Here is an 18197-nt window from a genome sequence, read left to right as displayed (position 1 = left end):
TTTACTTAATAAAGAATAATCTTATGAATCAACTCAAATATTTCTTATTGATTGTCTTTGGAGTAGTAGCGATGAACTCCTGTAAAGACGATGACGAAAAAAAAGGTAATCCCATAGTGGAGCCAAAAACAGAACTTGGGGCCGCCATGTTCGGGGACAGTATCACCTTCACCGCCCATGTATCCGATAACGAAGTGCCCCTTTCCACCTTGAAAGCACAAATATTCTTTAGTGAAGAAATGGTGGCGGAAACAGTCATACGTACCAAAACCGAAGGAGATTACAGCGGGAAGATCTTTGTTCCCTATTATGCCAATATTCCCAATGCATCGGCCACCTTCAGGTATGTTTTGCAAAATATCAATTTTACCATTGATACCAAGGAGTCTGCATTACCGTTGACCCGTCCTGATTTTCCGTACCTGACCCTCCATCTGGCAGATGGTACCGAATTAAGGATGGATCGGACAGCTCTGTACCAATATTCCATAACACAGGATTTCCCCAAAGATGTGGAAGGGTATATTGTAGCGCCTAAAGTAGGAGACCGGGGAAATGAGATCACTTTCGGGTGGTCCAACGGAGCCATAACCCAGGGAGTAACCAATACCATCAAATTTAAAAATGCCGTACCAGGAACCTATAGTATTACCTTCAATACCTTCAATTATGAAGGTAGCCCGTTCTTTGAGTTTTTATTCAACGGGGAACCAATGGAACCTGTGGATGACGAATCATATGCAACAATGGGAGGTTTCACCACCAATCAGGTAATACCTGTTTCTGGAATTGTGATCGATGAATGGGATCTGGGCGGAATATTCACGAAAAAATCAGATAATGAGTTGACTTTCGGTTTACCTGATGGCAAGTATAAGATCACCGCTAATTTTGTGACCAAAGTATTCTCATATGTCGAAGTGTTACCGATTAATATCGATCTCTCTTCCGGACCGTTTGAAGGAGAACTGGTGGAAGAACAGGAAGTGACCTTTACAGGAGTTGCTGCTGACTGGTGGATTGATCCTGATTTCTTTATTGCAGAAGATGACCATTACCTGTTCAATGCATTCTCCGGAAAATACCGGATTACTGCCGATGCAACGCTGAAATACCTGATCGTTGAAGCCATGAGCGGTAACGATCTGGCTTCGTTACAGGAAAACGGAACAGGTGCCATCTGGATCATAGGAACCAATATCGGTAAACCTAATGTTACGGATAACGAAGTAGGATGGAATACCGATAAAGCCCTTTGTATGGCGCCCATCGGAGGTAAAAAATACCGGATAACGGTGATAGGCGGTACGTCGATCAGTACTGATGAAATCAATTTTAAATTTTTCCATCAGAAAGGATGGGGCGGAGAATTTTCTTCGGACAATATCACGACCACCAGTAGCCTGATCTTTGTAGGGAATGGTTCGAACGGAAGAGATTCCGGGAATCTGGGGATTGTTGATGGTAAGACCTTAGCAGAAGGGACTACTTATGTCCTTACAGTGGATCTTTCTGCCGGAAACAGTAGTGCCGTTTTAACTGTTACCGAACAATAATTTTTATCATGAGGATGTGTCGGAAGGTATCAGATATCAATCTTTTGATACATCCTCATTTTTAATGGATGCAACATGAAATTCTATAGGATATTATTACTGGGACTCACCATGCTTTCCCTGTCTTTGTATGCACAACAGAAACCGGTATACCTCGATCCAAACCAACCCATTGAACGACGTATTGAGGATGCCTTGAAGCGTATGACCCTGGAAGAAAAAGTAGCCATGTGTCATGCGCAATCCAAATTCAGTTCGCCGGGGGTTCCCCGTCTGGGTATCCCCGAAAACTGGATGACGGATGGTCCGCATGGAATACGGGCGGAAGTGTTCTGGGACCAATGGGATCAGGCCGGATGGACCAACGATTCGTGCATCGCTTTTCCTGCTCTTACCTGTCTGGCCGCTACCTGGAATACGGAGATGTCGGCGCTCTACGGGAAGGTGATCGGTGAAGAAGCACGTTACAGGAACAAGAATGTGTTGCTGGGACCGGGAGTTAATATTTACCGGACTCCATTGAACGGAAGGAATTTCGAATATATGGGAGAAGACCCTTATCTGGCTTCCCGTATGGTGGTGCCTTATATACAGGAAGTACAGAAAAATGGAGTGGCTGCCTGTGTAAAACACTTTGCACTAAATAATCAGGAAATAGCCCGGCATACGGTAGATGTCAACGTGGATGATCGCGCCTTATATGAAATTTATCTACCGGCTTTCAAGGCCTCAGTACAGGAAGGCAAGGCATGGGCCATCATGGGTGCTTACAACAAATATAAGGGGCAATGGTGCTGCCATAATCAATACCTGTTGAATGATATTCTCCGTGACGAGTGGGGATTTGATGGTGTCGTCGTTTCCGATTGGGGTGGCGTTAACGACACTGAACAAGCCATTTACAACGGTTTGGATATGGAATTCGGTACCTGGACCGACGGGTTGAGCGAAGGAGCAAGTAATGCCTATGATAATTACTTTCTGGCCCGGCCCTTCCTTGAATTGCTGAAATCCGGAAAAGTCAGGGAAGAAGAAGTAGATAAGAAAGTGCGGAACATCCTCCGGATGGTATTCCGTACCAATATGGACGTAAACCGTCCCTTTGGTTCATTTGGAACTGAGGAACATGCTTTGGCCGGACGGAAAATAGCCGAAGAGGGTATTGTTCTACTACAGAACAGAAATAATACGCTTCCCGTTGACCCCGGGAAAACAAAAAGGATAGCCGTTATTGGCGAAAATGCAATAAAGGTGATGACGGTAGGTGGAGGAAGTTCTTCACTGAAAGCCAAATATGAGGTTTCTCCCCTTGAAGGGATCAGGAGACGGGCAGGTAGCCAGGTAGAAGTTGTTTATGCCCGGGGATATGTAGGTGATAAATCCGGCCCACAGGATGGACTGGGTACGGGACAGGATCTTACGGATAACCGTTCTGTCGGAGAACTGATCGCCGAAGCAGGGAATGTCGCCCGGAATGCGGATATGGTGATCTTTGTCGGAGGGTTGAATAAGAACAACGGTCAGGACTGTGAAGGAAATGACCGCTCAGGCCTGGGATTGCCTTATGAACAGGACCGGTTGATCCGTGAATTGGTAAAAGCGAACAAAAACCTGGTGGTTACTATCATTTCAGGTAATGCGGTAGCCATGCCCTGGGTGAACGAAGTCCCTTCTATTGTCCAGTCCTGGTATAACGGTACGGAGGCAGGCAATGCCCTGGCTTCGGTTTTGTTCGGTGACGTAAATCCGTCGGGAAAATTACCATTTACATTTCCTGTCGATCTAAAGGATAACAGCGCTCATGCGCTTGGTGAATATCCCGGTACAAAGGACCATGTTACCTATCATGAAAGTATCTTTGTCGGTTACCGCTGGACCGACCGGCAAAAAAAGGTAAAACCTCTTTTTGCGTTCGGACATGGTTTGAGCTATACGACTTTCGGGTATAGCAAACCCACAGCCGATAAGAAAAGCATGACGGAAAACGAAACGCTTACCTTCAGGGTCAAAGTGAAAAATACAGGAAACCGGGAAGGACAGGAAGTGGTGCAGCTGTACATCAGTGACCTGAAATCATCATTGCCCCGTCCTGTAAAAGAATTGAAAGGATTCCGGAAAATCAGCCTGCAACCAGGCGAAGAAAAGGAAGTAATTTTTACGATTGCTAAAGATGCATTGAGTTTTTATGATGATGCTAAAAAGCAATGGGTCGTGGAACCGGGAAAGTTTGAAGCAGTAGTGGCTGCTTCTGCGACAGATATAAAAGGAAAGGTTTCATTTGAAGTCCGGTAGTTATTCGTTATTTTGCGAATATATACGAAAAGTACTTACATAAAAAATCCCTTCAGAATCATTCTGAAGGGATTTTTTATCAATGCTCTTAAAAAAAGGTTTTATACCAGTTTCATGTCTACCAATACCTGGTTCATGTTGCGGACTGCATCAGCACTTTTATTGAACAGGGCTTGTTCTTCACTGTTCAATTTGTAATCGATGATTTTTTCCCATCCGTTTTTCCCTACCAGGACAGGTACACCGATACAGATATCTTTTTGTCCGTATTCACCGTCAAGGGAAACACAGCAAGGGAATACCTTTTTCTGGTCGCGGATGATGGCTTCTACCAATGTAGCTCCGGCTGCTCCGGGAGCATACCATGCCGATGTGCCCAGCAATTTGGTCAGTGTAGCTCCGCCTACCATGGTGTCGGCTACTACTTTATCCAATGCTTCGCTGCCCAGTAAATCAGAAACAGGGATGCCTTTGTAGGTAGCAAAGCGTTTCAAAGGAATCATGGTGGTATCACCGTGTCCGCCGATCACAGTGCCCTCTACATCTGTTGCCGCAGCATTCAAAGCCTGGCTCAGATAGCATTTGAAACGAGAACTGTCGAGGATACCGCCCATACCGATGAGCTGGTTCTTCGGTAGTCCGCTTGATTTCAGCGCCAGGTACGTCATGGTGTCCATCGGGTTGCTGATGACAATCACAACAGCCTTAGGTGAATGTTTCAGGATGTTCTGGGTAACATCTTTCACGATTCCGGCATTCACGCCGATCAGGTCTTCACGTGACATACCCGGTTTACGGGGTACACCTGAAGTAATCACTACCACGTCCGAACCCGCGGTGGCACTGTAGTCATTCGTTACTCCCTTGATACGGGTGTCGAATTCCAGTAATGCAGCTGTCTGCATCATATCCAAAGCTTTTCCTTCGGAAACACCTTCTTTGATATCCAGGATGATCAATTCACTGGCTAATTCTTTTTGTGCAATTACGTTTGCACAGGTTGCGCCTACATTACCGGCGCCTACTACGGTTACTTTACTCATGGAGGTATATTAAAATTCAGTTAATAAATTCTTCGTAAAATTATATGTTTCTTCGGCAAAAATGATACCGTTTTTCATCAAAAAAGCGATGAATACCTAACTAAAAACCTATCTGATTCTGTTAGACGGCAATGGCTCCTTTAATATGTGGATGCGGATCATAGCCTTCTATGGAAAAATCATCGAATGAGAAGTCGAATATCGATCGGACATCCGGATTCAGTTTCAGGACGGGTAGGGGACGGGGCTCCCGGGTCAGCTGCAATTTTACCTGTTCTATGTGATTAAGGTAAATATGGGCATCTCCCAGGGTATGGATAAATGTTCCCGGCTGTAAACCGGTTACTTGTGCCATCATGCTGGTAAGCAAAGCATAGGATGCGATATTGAACGGGACACCCAGGAAAATATCACAGCTCCGTTGGTATAGCTGGCAGGATAGTTTCCCGTCGGCTACGTAAAACTGGAACAGGACATGGCAGGGGGGTAGGGCCATTTTATCGAGGTCTCCGACATTCCAGGCACATACAAGGTGTCGGCGCGAGTCAGGCTGATGTCGTATGGAACGTACCACTTCACTGATCTGGTCGATATGCCGCCCGTCGGCGGTTGGCCAGGAACGCCACTGATAGCCGTAGATGGGCCCCAACTCTCCATGTTCGTCTGCCCATTCATCCCAGATGGTTACCTTATTGTCCCTGAGGTAACCGACATTGGTGCTTCCCTGCAGGAACCATAATAATTCATAAATGATCGACCTGGTGTGTAACTTTTTGGTGGTCAGCAGAGGAAATCCCTGTGACAGGTCGAAACGCATCTGGTAACCAAAAACACTGATGGTGCCGGTACCCGTACGGTCGGATTTTTCGACACCATTTTGTACCACATGTGATAATAAGTCTAAATATGCCTGCATAATTTTATTTTATAATATTTTCATTCTTCAAAGGAAAATGGCTTTCATGATGTTTCCGAAAAAATAAAAAGCCAGCAAATACACCAGGACCATCACAACAAATGAAAGGATAATGAAGGTGATCTGTTTGTCTACCGGTATCTTCAGTAAATGATGGATTCCGCGCCAGTAAAGATAAATGGAATATAGCGAGAGTACCAGTAATTCATTGAAAAACGGAAAAAGTTCTACAACGGAAATAACCAGATATACTACGCCTGAGGAATAAGCCAACAGTGAAAATACCTGGTTTGGGTTTTTGGTACCGGTGAGGAGGAACATGGTTTCATTGATCAGGAATGAAGAGATATACAGTCCGGTAGACAATGAAAGTAATAAAACGGCTACTTTTTGAACCACGTAGCCGAATGAAAAATACATCCGTGAGGCAAACAATAAAGAACCGACAATGCAACATACAACAATCAGGCAAAATAACGGGACAATAAACCGTTTGAATACGGTAGTCCTCTCTTCATCTTCCGATGCGATGGCCTCCCACTCAGTAGCGGGGTGAAGTAATAAATTGCGTATCCGGTAGAAAACACCAGCTATATCCATGTTTTTCGTCCTTTGAAACGTGTTTTTATCGATGGCTTGCTATGAAGCAACAAAATTAGAAAAAGTACTTTATCAAACCTAATTATTAGGGAAGGTAGCCCTGATTCTACGGATTTATTTTAATACTCACTGATTTCCGGTCTTTTACATACCAGTTGGCCGGGATTTTTCCAGGTTGTTTTTCCTGTTGGCAAATGATGATAGAAGTATCAAATAGGCATTTCATCCTGCAAACTCTAAAGTTCATCCGATTATATCTGATTATCCACCTCTTTATCTGTACTTTTGCAGGTATAAAATTACATACCTGATGACAAAATACCTGATAGTAGAAGACGAACGCTTCGCTTATGAAGAAATGAAGCGGATGGTAGAGAGGCTGCGTCCTGATTATCAATTATCCGGACGGACGGAAACGGTGGAACAGGCCATTCGTTTTTTTAAAGAGAACCAAGTGGATCTGATTTTATTGGATATCCGGTTGGCAGACGGAAGTAGTTTTGAAATTTTTGAACAGGTCCCGTTATCAACACCGGTCATATTTACTACGGCTTATGACGAGCATGCTATCCGTGCATTTAAAGTCAATAGCATTGATTACCTATTGAAGCCGGTTGAAGAAGCCGATTTACTTGCTGCTTTGGATAAGTTTGAACAATTACATGCGGTCAGGCAGCAACCTGTTTTCGATTATAGAAAACTGGAAGAGGCATTGATGGGCAATCATAAGAGAAACCGATTCCTGACACAAACAGGCGATAATTACCATTACATCGATACTACTGATATCGCTTTTTTGTATAGCGAAGATAAGGTTACGTTTTTACATACATTTTCAAATAAGCGATATTTGATCGATTATACCCTGACACAGGTAGAACAACAGCTGGACGATAAAATATTTTTCCGTGTTTCCAGGAATTGTATTGCCAATATCAGTTCCATCCGGAAAATATCCAGGTATTTTAACAGTCGCTTGAAGCTTACCTTTCAACCTGATTGTCCCCATGAGATTTTAGTGAGCCGGGAGCGGGCTTCCGATTTCCTGAAATGGGTCGATGGTATTTAAGTAATATAAAACAATGAATGTTATCCTTTTTGAGCGTAATCGACTTGATCAATGCAGTTTAAGGAAGTAATAAATAGCACTGGATGCTTCATCCGTATATTCTTGTACATATGAAATATCCATGAACATTACTGTTCACTCAACGTAATGAACAAAATTGGATATTACATGTGGCCATTAAAAATTAAATTTTATTCACATGAAATGTCCATAAATATAGCGGTATACCCACCGTAATGAACAAAATCGGACATTACATCTGACCTTTAAAAACAATTTTGTACAGATGAAAAATAAAAAAAATATTTTTTTCTTTATATCGATCATCGCTGTTTTCCTGTTCGCATTTCAATACATGAACAGTTCCCTGAGTGGTAATCATTCTCCAAAGGTTATCCACTTCCTGGTAAATCTGCCTGTTTGTATCCTTATCGGTATATTCGATTTCCTGATCATTAACATGGTCTATAAGAAACTCAGGAATAAGGATCAGATTTATATCCGTGTTTCTGTCGATTTGCTGCTGACAGCTCTGTTTGCAGTACTGGTGGGAATAATTGCCAATTTCATGTTATCGGTCATTAGTCCGGATAAAATTTCAAGTGAATACAGCGTGATAAAGCAGTCACTTCCCTTACTGTTGTGGAACAGCATTATTGTATTGTTGATAGAAGTATTCTTTTATAGCCAGCGGCAGATTGAAGCCGAAAAGAAGATCGCTGTTTTCGAGAAAGAAAAAATACAATACCAGTATGAGGTATTAAAAGCCCAGATCAACCCCCACTTTTTGTTCAACAGCCTGAATGTTCTTTCATCATTGGTATATGAGGATGCTGAAAAAGCAAACCTTTTCGCAAAAAAGATGTCGGGAGTCTATCGTTACCTGTTGTTAACCAATGCGCGGACAACTGTTACCCTGAAAGAAGAACTGGCATTTCTGGAATCGTACATTTTTCTGGAAAGCATACGATTTGAGAATGCATTGTTGGTAGATATAAATAATAAGGCCGATTTAAATAAACAGGTGATTCCGGTCAGCTTGCAATTACTTGTGGAAAATGCAATCAAACACAATATAACTACCTCTGCGCAACCCCTGACTGTTCGTATCAATATAGCCAATGACGGGATTACCGTGTCCAACCATCTTCAATTACGGAGTTCGGTGGATAAAGGAGGCGTTGGGTTAGCCAACCTGCAAAAGCAATATGCTTTGTTTCAGAAAACAATCCGGATATCAAAAACCAAAACTGAATTTACGGTCCAAATGCCTTTTGTAGGATAAACGATTTCCGTTTGGTGTATATATCCGGCCATTGTAGAAAAATCAACAATGGCTTTTTTCATCTGTAAGGGCCGGTCATTAAGTAATATAAAACAATTAATGTCATATTTTCTGGGCGTAATCCATTTGATCAATGTGACTTAAGGAAACAATAAATAGCACTGAGTGCTTAACTTCATCCTCCCGGTTATAAAGTTCATCGGAAAATCCTTCCGTAATGCTTTCCGTAACTGTTCCTTTGTTTCAAATTTTATATAAAAGACAATGAGGACATTTTATTTTTTTATTTTATTTTTATCGGTAATAGTGGTGGAAATCCGGGCACAGGTAACTGTAAAGTCCGAATACATGACAGGTTCTTCTTATAAAAATAAAGACGGTGAAGATTTCGGATCCGGCGACTTTCTGAAAGTTTCAGGGAGATACCACATTCCTCTTTCCGTAAAGCAAAATGATTTGGGTCAGGTAACTTTATGGGCTGCATCACTTAACACAGCATACGGAATTCTCGGAAATAACGGCATGGCCAGAGATCTTAATCCGGATAAAATACTGAATGCGGGTATTAATCTCACCCATATGAGGCCTATATCGGATAAATGGTCCCTGCTGGCGACTTTGGGTGGAGGTATTTATTCAGCACATGATGCAATTACCGGGAAGAGCATATTGGTAAACGGAGGTGTGATCTTCATGTATAAAATAGGGAATAATTTCGATCTGGGTGCAGGCCTGGGACTGACCAATTCATTCGGACTACCGGTGGTGATGCCCATGTCTGTCATCAACTGGCGTCTTTCCGGAAAATATGAAGTTAAGGTGGATATTGCCGGTGGCATGGCGGTGTCCGGAGCAATCAATATCAATGATAAATTAAAGTTAAAGCTGGTGGCGATGGAAATGGATGGTATGTCGTCTGTAATGAGCATTGACGGCGAATCCATGATCTATGCCTCTACCATTATGAAATCGTTCCTGTGTCCTGAATTTAAAATCGGGAAATCATCCACCCTGTATATAGGAGCCGGTGGAGCATGGTTGCGGTCCACCACTTTAACCAAACGTTCGCTGAAGGATTTTTTCAATAACCTGTTTCATGACAAAAACCGTCATTTAGGTTTTTCATCCTCCGGTTATTTTACGGTCGGATATAAATATGGTTTTTAAATTTTTATGTTGCTTAAAATCAGTTATATATATTATAAGCTACAACTAATGGTGTAAAAAAAATAGCAGGGTTTAATCGATGATGATGTAGTAAAAAGCGCTTGTAGAGCGATATATCGGTAATATACACATGATTCAACACCCTATTTATTACTCTGAAATATGTATTATTCAGGGTAGTCCAAAAAACAACTATATTTCTATTGATAATACTTTTGATTATCAGGGTGTTGATTATTTGTTCGCTATATGGGGTAAAATCGGACTATATTTCATGATATATTTACTTTTTATCGTTTATGTTTGCATTAATTAATGATTGAAACAAAGATCAAAAAATACAGATGAAAAAAGTGAAACATATAATCGGACCAAAGAATGAAGGAGTAGTTTCCTTAGGATTAGCGGATAAATATTTATCCGTATTGGATGGTTCCTTTTTTCAAATCTTTTTACAAACAAATTCGGATCAAGCAACACTACATAACTGGAACACAAAACAGAAACACTCAATAGTAATCTTTCCTAACACAGAAGCCGGTTGCTTGGTTAGGGGGAGCGATAGAATCGACTAACATTGCTCAATTCTAAATAACCCCGCGGCGCGTGTTTATCCTTGGCGACATTCTCACTCACGGATAACACGCGCCACTTTTTTGTAGGAAACTTATTCCTCTTATTTTTAAGAGATAGTCCCGGAACCAATCAGTTCTTCACCATCATACCAGGCGGCAAACTGTCCGGATGTAATTCCACGTTGCGGTTCATCAAAGAAAATATAGAGTCCTTCAGGCATCCGGTAAAGCGTCGCTTGTTGAAGTGGTTGCCGGTATCGGATGCGAACCAGTAGATGACGTTCCTCTCCGCTCTGTAAAACCAGGTCGGGACGTACCCAATGAATGTCGTCAGCTTCTACAAACAGGGCCTGATGATACAGCCCTGGATGTGAATCACCCTGACCAGTGTAAACAATGTTGTTTTCCACATCGATACCGATAACAAAAAGCGGCTCCTTCATGCCACCGACATTCAGCCCTTTTCGTTGTCCGATGGTATAGAAATGAGCGCCACTGTGTTTTCCCACGATTCGCCCGTCCAATTCATCATATATATAGGGTGCAGAAAGGGCCTTTAATTTTTCATGGAGGTCATTTTCCTGAATTTCCCGGTGTAATCCCGGAAAATCCGAAGGTATTTCCACAATTATTCCCTCTTTTGCCTGTAATTTCTGCTGCAAAAAAACAGGCAGGTCTACTTTCCCGACGAAACAAATCCCCTGGGAATCCTTTCTGCGTGCGGTAACCAGTCCGTTTTCCTCGGCAATTTTCCGGACTTCTGGTTTCAATAAATGCCCGATAGGAAATAAGGCCGTTGAAAGTTGCTCCTGGGATAACTGGCAGAGAAAATAACTCTGGTCCTTGCCCGGATCCGAACCGGCCAGCAGCCGGTAGGTCTCTTTCCCGTCCACAGTGATGGTTTCTTTCCGGCAATAATGACCGGTAGCCACATATCCGGCACCCCGCTCAAATGCTGCTTTGGCAAAAAGGTCGAATTTAATTTCCCGGTTGCACAGGACATCCGGATTGGGTGTCCTCCCACAACGGTATTCCTCGAACATATAATCGACGACCCTTTGCCGGTATGAATCGCTCAGGTCCACCACTTCGAGGGGGATATCCAACTTACGTGCTACCAGCTGCGCGAAAATAAGGTCATCGTGCCAGGGGCAATCCCCGGACAATGTACCTTCCGTATCATGCCAGTTGATCATAAACAAACCGGTCAAATCATGGCCTTCTTGTTTCAACAGCCATGCCGCCACACTCGAATCGACACCACCGGATAAACCGACTGCTATTTTTTTATTCACGTTGTGTTACTGATGTTGGAATACAAATACGTTTGTGGTAAAATGTTGTTATACCTTCAGGAAAACATTCTTTTTATACAGGAAATACAAGAAGAGCCAGCAGGCCATTACATATCCGGTAGCATTGATCAGGTTGCCTATATTTTCAGGACACAGGGAGACCACGCCCCTCAGGAAAAAGTTAGATATTTGCCTGAAGTTGATGATCGATTGCGCCAGATAAATGGTGATAGAGTTAAGGCCTATTACCCGGAAGAAAAACGACCAGCGGGTATGACCCTTTACATCGATGATATAGTAGAAGATCGCAAAATTGATCAGGGAATAGGCGGCAAGTACGCAAACAAATGAACTGGTCCATAGTTTTTTGTTGACCGGGAAGGTGAAATTCCATAGCCATCCGATAATACCCAGGACAAGAGCTGCACCCAGCAGGTATATGACTTTTTTATTTTCCGTACATTGCTCTTTCGGAAGTTTGATCAATTGTCCGGTAAACATGCCCATCAATGCAGTTACAATCGCCGGAAGCGTACTGAACAAACCTTCCGGATCGAAGATCCCGTTGGTCAGTAGCCGGCCGGGTAACAGGATGCGGTCAATAGCTCCCACCAGATTGTTTTCCAGCGAATAAGGATCGGATCCTCCCGGGACAAGCCACATCAATAACCAGTAACCGACAAGGATAACAACAGATATGGCGATATTGATTTTTGTCTTGAAAGTAACATACAACAGGGCGGCAAACATCCATGCCAGGCCTATACGGCCCAAAACACTTGCATAGCGCATGTTTTCGAAATCAAGTTTGAAAATACCGTTATATACCAGGCCTAACAAAACAAGTACTACCCCGCGCTTCACAATCTTCAGGTATATTTCCTTCTTTGTCCTGCCTTTGCTTTTTTGTTTGGCATACGAAAACGGAAAAGAAATACCTGCGATGAACAGGAACAGGGGAAATATGGTGTCATGGTGTTTTAATCCGTTCCAGTCAACGTGTTCCATCTGTCCCGACAGCCAGTTCATGACGGCGGAATCGGGGAAAAGGTTGCAGAGGGCGACGATCCAACCGGCAAAACCCATAATGAACAACATATCAAAACCCCTGAGCGCATCCAGGGATTTCAGGCGTATATCTTTCTTTTCTTGATTTTCCATGGTATTATAGCTTATCATAGTTTAAAGCTGCAAAAATACCATAATTTATTGATTGTTGATCAATTTACTTTCTGCAGTGATCCATATAGTAATGAGAATGATACTTATGGTGTTTATTCTTACAGGAAAATGAGTGCCAGCTGATTTTGTATATAGGAGCCAGGACTTAAAACGGTCTACCAACGGATCATACATCCTGCCGGGTGTTATTCCGCTATGCGCTCCATGCTCTCCCTCCGGTCGGGTCATATTGATCAACCCGAATTCCGGTAGGTGCTCATGACCTGTGTAACCTTGAGAGTACCCGATGGTATTGGTGGTCACAGATTGATATCCCCATGCATCATAGGAAGCATTAAAAACAGCATTGCCATTATTGTCCGTCAGTTGTACAATGCTGCCTAAGTGATCGGTGTGCGCATAATATAACTGAACAGGGACGAAGAGAAACACCTCATTTATTTTCATACGACGGCCACATCTTCATATCCTTCATTTCTTTTGTTGGCGGATAAGTAATAATTGGAACACCGCTCTTTGTGTCAGAAAGTTTCTCAAAATCTTTTATACTCAAATCATAACGTTGCAATATTTTATAATTCGATTGAATTTCTGACCAATCATATTTGTCTACTATATCTTGAGAAAAGATATATATAGAAACTGTGTCTTTAGGAAAAGTTAAAATCCAGTCTTCTAAACTTATGTTTGATATTCCCGCATAAGCTCTTTTCCCAGGTTTAGTTGGATATCCTACATTTTTCTTCTCAAATCCAATAGTAGTATCAGGATAAATACCTCCTTCCATTCCTATCAGAGGAAAATAAAGTAATGTTGAAATGTCAGAATGATTATCAACATATATAAAAGTCTCAATATCCATAGAGGAATTACATCTGAGCATTGTCAATAGTAACAATATGGGTATATATATATTTACTTTTTTCATAATCTATTTTTTAACTATAATGGATAGTTTGGATAACTCCAATTAACACCATGATATTTGTTAAAATATATTGAAGCCCTTTTGTTTGCTCTTCTTTCTGTCCAAAATTTATAATGTTGTCCATCTTTTTTTGCTGCACTAAAAATACTTGGAATACCTATACCAGACAATAATGCCGTAAAAATAAACTCTCCGCTCGGATCTGTAAATATCAGCGGGTTATTCAAGCAATAGAAATACCGGTTAAAGCTCTGCGAATACTCCGGTGCCTGTACAAAAGGATCCGGGCTAAGGAACCTCCCTACCAATGGATCATACATCCTGCCGGATGTTATTCCGCTATGCGCTCCATGCTCTCCCTTCGGTCGGGTCATGTTGATCAGTCCGAACTCCGGTAGGTGCTCATGACCTGTGTAACCTCGAGAGAACCCGATGGTATTGGTGGTTACTTCCTGTTTTCCCCATGCATCATAGGAAGCATTAAAAACAGCGTTGCCATTATTGTCCGTCAGTTGTACAATACTACCTAAGTGATCGGTATGCGTATAATAGATCTGGTCGCTTTGCCCGCTTTGTTTCACATATATGGCCGCCAGCCCGTCACCACCCGAGATATAATATAACTGCTTCGTTATCCCATTTTCTGTGATTTTTTCGTAATCTCCCGCAAAGATAACGGTTTTCATAGCAGCTTTGTTCTTTTTTTGTATGATATTCCAATGTTGCCGACCAAAATAATTATGCAAATGCATTACCTTACTCAATATGTAAACAAATATCCTAATAATTTACTCATCCTTAATACATCGTACAGGTAATCCACCACTTGATAAAGAATATACAATTTTGGCAAAATTTTCCCGGTCGGGTCTTTTATCTCCAAAAGTAAAAGCAATACCTTTTTCGGTTGTCCATAAATAAGCCGTGTAAATCCAAACTGCGCCTCCACGACCATATGAACCTACACCATTAAAGCCAGAGTCACCGGTTATTATTAATCTTTCATGAGCTTCAAGTCCCATACCTCCAAAATTATCCAAAAGAATTTCATAATCTTTTGGTGATGGCAGTCGCCAACCACATGGACATATATCTTTTTCCATTGCCGTTTTCCATCTGTAAACATAACCAAATTCCGATATATATATCTCATCATTAATATAGCACCAATACTTCCCCTTTTTAGGCTTATATGCTAAATTTTGAGCCATCCACATTTGGTTGCCAATTTTGACAATCCGATAACTCCTGCCATCACGGGTATCTATAAAAACTCTGTTATGCTTGTTTTCAATATTTGCTGTATCCTGTTCTACGGAATTTTCACTCTTTTTTAATTCTTGGATAATATTATTGATAACTAAATCAGGGTATCGGAATGAACATCCTTGTATGAAAAATATACATACAACAATCATTATTACTCGCATCATAATCTCATAAATTTAAAATCAAAATTTAGGTAATCCGTTTTCGTAATGGTTTTCATACCAATATTGAAATAATGTTTTTCCATTGTACAAAAACATATACTTATCACCCATCAGATAAACTTTTCTTGAATATTCTCCTATTTTTGATAGTGGAATCATAAATTTAGAAACAGGCGACTTTCTTAAACCGGATATTCCTTTGTTACATCTTGAAGTTTCCAAACCATGATAATGGATATTTTTATTAATCATAGTTGCTCCTAAAAGTGTTTCAAACGCCATATCAAAGCGTTGACTTCCATTAAGTCCCTTACTGAAAACAGAGTAAAGATCATTATTTTTGAAATTGTATCCCAAAATACCCACATGAAGTGAGTTTAGCTCAAATATCCCATCATCATTCATATTGTTTGAAATATTGTTCGTTAAAACAATCCCTCCCCACTGTCTTAATCTTCGAGACACATTTACTTTTGAGGGGTCAATATCCGCCCCTTGAGTTAATGAGCCTGCCAAACCATATGCACTTATAGTCCATACAGCACTCCAACTGTTTTTATCGGCTTCAGTAAGTTTTTCTCTATTTGTATAAGAATTTATCAATGTGGAAGAACCGGTTTGCCATAAATATTGTTGTGTCGCGTCACTATTGAATAGATTCATATAATGCTTAAAAGTAGCAAAATTAGGATTGGGCATGTTGTTAGGATTAGCTATAAGGTCAGGTCTTATAAAAAGATTATAACCGAGCCAGGATGTTACAGCGCCAATTCCACCGGCAGCCAGTGCTTTTCCACCCCAATTGCCGGTGCTTAGCCCGTAACTTACATAGTTGAAAACGAAACCAGATACAGCAACAAATAAATCATCCAACCCAAACCAATATCCACTCGGGTCGGTATATATCAACGGATTATTCAAGCAATAGCTGTATCTATTAAAGTTTTGCGAATACTCCGGCGCCTGTACAAAAGGATCCGGACTAAGGAACCTTCCCACCAATGGATCATACATCCTTCCATTCATGTTGATCAACCCGAACTCCGGTAGGTGCTCATGACCTGTGTAACCGCGAGAGAACCCGATGGTATTGGTGGTTACTTCCTGTTGTCCCCATGCATCATAGGAAGCATTAAAAACAGCGTTGCCATTATTGTCCGTCAGTTGTACAATACTACCTAAGTGGTCGGTATGCGCATAATATAATTGATCGTTTTGTCCGCTTTGTTTCACATATATGACCGCCAATAAAATTCTATAAAATCAAAGAACTATTTTTTTTGTAACGCTATTTCAGGACGAGACTTAATAACATAAGCATTTTTATTTTATCCATATGATTACAGTTACGGTATAAACCTATTGGTACTATCTGGCTTAGGCGAAAATTGCTTGAAGTGATATTCCCAATCAAGTTCACTTATTTTTGTTTTTTGACCATTTTCCATCCTGTAACTTTTATTGATTACAAAGGTAGTATCATTTAATATTACACCTTCATAAGTGAAAGCCGAAAAAGGACCTTCACTCGGGACCCATTTTTCGTATTTGATTTTATTACCCTCTATTTGAAATACACCCCAGTAATATTTTTCTGAATTATTACCATAATTACCATTTCTATATCTTTCTTCCATTTCATTTGTATAATCTATATCAAATGCACTTCCATATAGAATCAGACCGTTTTTGTATAAGAAAAAAACAGAAATCTGAGGATGTTTTGAATCCTTTTTATAATAATATCCATTAATCCTCAATTCATTGCCATTATAGTCAGCCCTTTCCAGCGTTAACTTGTCGTCTGAACTTTCATTTCTTTCTTTGTTACAACTAGATGAGGTAAGTATGGAATAAAGGCTTAGCATTGCAAGTATTTTTATTGTATTCATGATATTCTATGTTTCTTATTTATTTTTTTGATTACCAAAACCAGTACCAACGTGGTTTTCTTGGTACTTTTGGAAAAAATGGAATATTATTGGGTTTGTGTCCTATTTTATTTTGGAAATGATTTCGATCTCCCTCTGAGTTGTGGCCTATTCTGAGAGGTCCAATACCAAAATATTGTATGCCGTGACTGTATTTACCAGGATCATAATCTCCCCATGATTTGTAATATTTTTGCCCATTTTCATCCTCATATGTTTCTCGATAGCCATCAGGCCCAGGATCACCGGTAATGACTTTCATCCCCCACGATAAAGGTCCAACCTGAATATGAGTAGCCGCTGTTCTCCAGCGATCTTGCTTATCATCGCCTTTTGTGATGATGCGGTTAGGTGTTAACTTCCGGAAAAACTTAAACTTATCATGATGAATGTAGTCATTATAATAACTTGCATTAAGTCCGGGTCCTCCCCACTTTAAACGAAGAACAGTCTGGTTAAAATCTTCCATTCTATGCATGGTATAATCAGTATAGGATGCCGAATAAAGTCCGTTTAAAAGACTAAATTCCTCCCCTTTTGTAGTTTCCCAGCCTTTCCATCCGGTATCGTAAAACCTTGTGTAATAATTTGCACTCCATTCCCATCTGTATGCAACAGATGAAATCTGGGGAATCCCAACAGAAGTTTTTGCACCAAAAAAACGCTCGTCACTTGCGAAAGGATGTACCTCAAACTTTACTGCAATGGGAGAAATAAATTTTTGTATATCGTATCCAACATCCGTGAAAAATAAAGTGTAAGCAGCTGCAGTCGCTATTAACCAGAAGAATTCCCCACTGGGGTCAGTATATATCAACGGATTATTCAAACAATAACTATACCGGTTAAAGCTCTGTGAGAATTCAGGATCCTGTACAAAAGGATCCGGACTAAGGAACCTCCCCACCAATGGATCATACATCCT

General features: G+C 41.1%; 17 protein-coding genes. 5 read left to right on the top strand and 12 right to left on the bottom strand.

Going from position 1 to position 18197, the window contains the following annotated elements:
• The first annotated feature begins 23 nt into the window (after positions 1–23).
• Positions 24–1556, top strand: a complete 1533-nt coding sequence (locus tag LBQ60_14200) for a DUF5125 domain-containing protein (GenBank protein ID MDR2039071.1) — start codon at positions 24–26, stop codon at positions 1554–1556.
• 75 nt (positions 1557–1631) lie between these two features.
• On the top strand, positions 1632–3848 hold the full coding sequence (locus LBQ60_14195) for a glycoside hydrolase family 3 C-terminal domain-containing protein (protein ID MDR2039070.1): 2217 nt from the start codon (positions 1632–1634) through the stop codon (positions 3846–3848).
• Positions 3849–3949: 101 nt separating this feature from the next.
• Here LBQ60_14195 and mdh read toward each other — a convergent pair whose 3' ends face one another.
• From mdh to LBQ60_14180, 3 genes are all read right to left on the bottom strand, one after another.
• The gene (gene mdh / locus LBQ60_14190; protein MDR2039069.1) at positions 3950–4891 is read right to left on the bottom strand and encodes a malate dehydrogenase; all 942 of its coding nucleotides are present in this window, start codon (positions 4889–4891) and stop codon (positions 3950–3952) included.
• Positions 4892–5012: 121 nt separating this feature from the next.
• Complete coding sequence (locus LBQ60_14185) at positions 5013–5807, bottom strand: thymidylate synthase (GenBank protein ID MDR2039068.1); 795 nt, start codon at positions 5805–5807, stop codon at positions 5013–5015.
• A 27-nt stretch (positions 5808–5834) separates the two neighbouring features.
• Positions 5835–6407 carry a YIP1 family protein gene (locus LBQ60_14180; GenBank protein MDR2039067.1) on the bottom strand — a complete coding sequence of 191 codons (573 nt, stop codon included), beginning with the start codon at positions 6405–6407 and terminating at the stop codon, positions 5835–5837.
• 310 nt (positions 6408–6717) lie between these two features.
• Here LBQ60_14180 and LBQ60_14175 point away from each other — a divergent pair, with 310 nt between their 5' ends.
• The 3 genes from LBQ60_14175 (at position 6718) to LBQ60_14165 (ending at position 9928) form a co-directional block, all read left to right on the top strand.
• A complete protein-coding gene (locus LBQ60_14175) occupies positions 6718–7476 on the top strand; it encodes a LytTR family DNA-binding domain-containing protein (GenBank protein MDR2039066.1) in 759 nt (252 codons plus the stop codon).
• 286 nt (positions 7477–7762) lie between these two features.
• Complete coding sequence (locus LBQ60_14170; protein ID MDR2039065.1) at positions 7763–8761, top strand: sensor histidine kinase; 999 nt, start codon at positions 7763–7765, stop codon at positions 8759–8761.
• 264 nt (positions 8762–9025) lie between these two features.
• Positions 9026–9928, top strand: a complete 903-nt coding sequence (locus tag LBQ60_14165; protein MDR2039064.1) for a DUF6268 family outer membrane beta-barrel protein — start codon at positions 9026–9028, stop codon at positions 9926–9928.
• 682 nt (positions 9929–10610) lie between these two features.
• On the opposite strand, the gene mnmA is transcribed toward LBQ60_14165, so the two are convergent.
• From mnmA to LBQ60_14120, 9 genes are all read right to left on the bottom strand, one after another.
• A complete protein-coding gene (gene mnmA, locus LBQ60_14160; protein ID MDR2039063.1) occupies positions 10611–11798 on the bottom strand; it encodes a tRNA 2-thiouridine(34) synthase MnmA in 1188 nt (395 codons plus the stop codon).
• Between the two features lie 48 nt (positions 11799–11846).
• Positions 11847–12959, bottom strand: coding sequence for a DUF5009 domain-containing protein (locus LBQ60_14155; protein ID MDR2039062.1), 1113 nt, complete (start codon positions 12957–12959; stop codon positions 11847–11849).
• Between the two features lie 45 nt (positions 12960–13004).
• Positions 13005–13427: an RHS domain-containing protein gene (locus LBQ60_14150; protein MDR2039061.1), complete on the bottom strand. Its 423-nt coding sequence runs from the start codon at positions 13425–13427 to the stop codon at positions 13005–13007.
• On the bottom strand, positions 13414–13908 hold the full coding sequence (locus LBQ60_14145; protein ID MDR2039060.1) for a hypothetical protein: 495 nt from the start codon (positions 13906–13908) through the stop codon (positions 13414–13416). The genes LBQ60_14150 and LBQ60_14145 overlap by 14 nt, the downstream gene beginning before the upstream one ends.
• Before the next feature lie 14 nt (positions 13909–13922).
• Entirely contained in the window at positions 13923–14594 is a 672-nt protein-coding gene (locus tag LBQ60_14140) for an RHS domain-containing protein (GenBank protein ID MDR2039059.1), read from the bottom strand.
• Positions 14595–14696: 102 nt separating this feature from the next.
• Positions 14697–15341 (bottom strand): hypothetical protein, encoded by a 645-nt coding sequence (locus LBQ60_14135; GenBank protein MDR2039058.1) that lies wholly within the window; start codon positions 15339–15341, stop codon positions 14697–14699.
• A gap of 18 nt (positions 15342–15359) precedes the next feature.
• Positions 15360–16589 carry an RHS domain-containing protein gene (locus LBQ60_14130; protein MDR2039057.1) on the bottom strand — a complete coding sequence of 410 codons (1230 nt, stop codon included), beginning with the start codon at positions 16587–16589 and terminating at the stop codon, positions 15360–15362.
• A 98-nt stretch (positions 16590–16687) separates the two neighbouring features.
• Positions 16688–17233 carry a hypothetical protein gene (locus LBQ60_14125; GenBank protein MDR2039056.1) on the bottom strand — a complete coding sequence of 182 codons (546 nt, stop codon included), beginning with the start codon at positions 17231–17233 and terminating at the stop codon, positions 16688–16690.
• A 31-nt stretch (positions 17234–17264) separates the two neighbouring features.
• The coding region (locus LBQ60_14120; protein ID MDR2039055.1) for a hypothetical protein at positions 17265–18197 on the bottom strand (933 nt) is incomplete at its 5' end.

The sequence above is a fragment of the Bacteroidales bacterium genome, assembly GCA_031275285.1.
Taxonomy (GTDB): domain Bacteria; phylum Bacteroidota; class Bacteroidia; order Bacteroidales; family UBA4181; genus JAIRLS01.
This window is presented reverse-complemented; position numbering and strand designations above follow the sequence as displayed.

Excerpts from the sequence above, each read along its gene's own strand:
- LBQ60_14200 (MDR2039071.1), top strand. The coding sequence starts at position 24 with ATGAATCAACTCAAATATTTCTTATTGATTGTCTTTGGAGTAGTAGCG.
- LBQ60_14195 (MDR2039070.1), top strand. The coding sequence starts at position 1,632 with ATGAAATTCTATAGGATATTATTACTGGGACTCACCATGCTTTCCCTG.
- mdh (MDR2039069.1), bottom strand. The coding sequence starts at position 4,891 with ATGAGTAAAGTAACCGTAGTAGGCGCCGGTAATGTAGGCGCAACCTGT.
- LBQ60_14185 (MDR2039068.1), bottom strand. The coding sequence starts at position 5,807 with ATGCAGGCATATTTAGACTTATTATCACATGTGGTACAAAATGGTGTC.
- LBQ60_14180 (MDR2039067.1), bottom strand. The coding sequence starts at position 6,407 with ATGGATATAGCTGGTGTTTTCTACCGGATACGCAATTTATTACTTCAC.
- LBQ60_14175 (MDR2039066.1), top strand. The coding sequence starts at position 6,718 with ATGACAAAATACCTGATAGTAGAAGACGAACGCTTCGCTTATGAAGAA.
- LBQ60_14170 (MDR2039065.1), top strand. The coding sequence starts at position 7,763 with ATGAAAAATAAAAAAAATATTTTTTTCTTTATATCGATCATCGCTGTT.
- LBQ60_14165 (MDR2039064.1), top strand. The coding sequence starts at position 9,026 with ATGAGGACATTTTATTTTTTTATTTTATTTTTATCGGTAATAGTGGTG.
- LBQ60_14155 (MDR2039062.1), bottom strand. The coding sequence starts at position 12,959 with ATGGAAAATCAAGAAAAGAAAGATATACGCCTGAAATCCCTGGATGCG.
- LBQ60_14150 (MDR2039061.1), bottom strand. The coding sequence starts at position 13,427 with ATGAAAATAAATGAGGTGTTTCTCTTCGTCCCTGTTCAGTTATATTAT.
- LBQ60_14145 (MDR2039060.1), bottom strand. The coding sequence starts at position 13,908 with ATGAAAAAAGTAAATATATATATACCCATATTGTTACTATTGACAATG.
- LBQ60_14140 (MDR2039059.1), bottom strand. The coding sequence starts at position 14,594 with ATGAAAACCGTTATCTTTGCGGGAGATTACGAAAAAATCACAGAAAAT.
- LBQ60_14135 (MDR2039058.1), bottom strand. The coding sequence starts at position 15,341 with ATGATGCGAGTAATAATGATTGTTGTATGTATATTTTTCATACAAGGA.
- LBQ60_14125 (MDR2039056.1), bottom strand. The coding sequence starts at position 17,233 with ATGAATACAATAAAAATACTTGCAATGCTAAGCCTTTATTCCATACTT.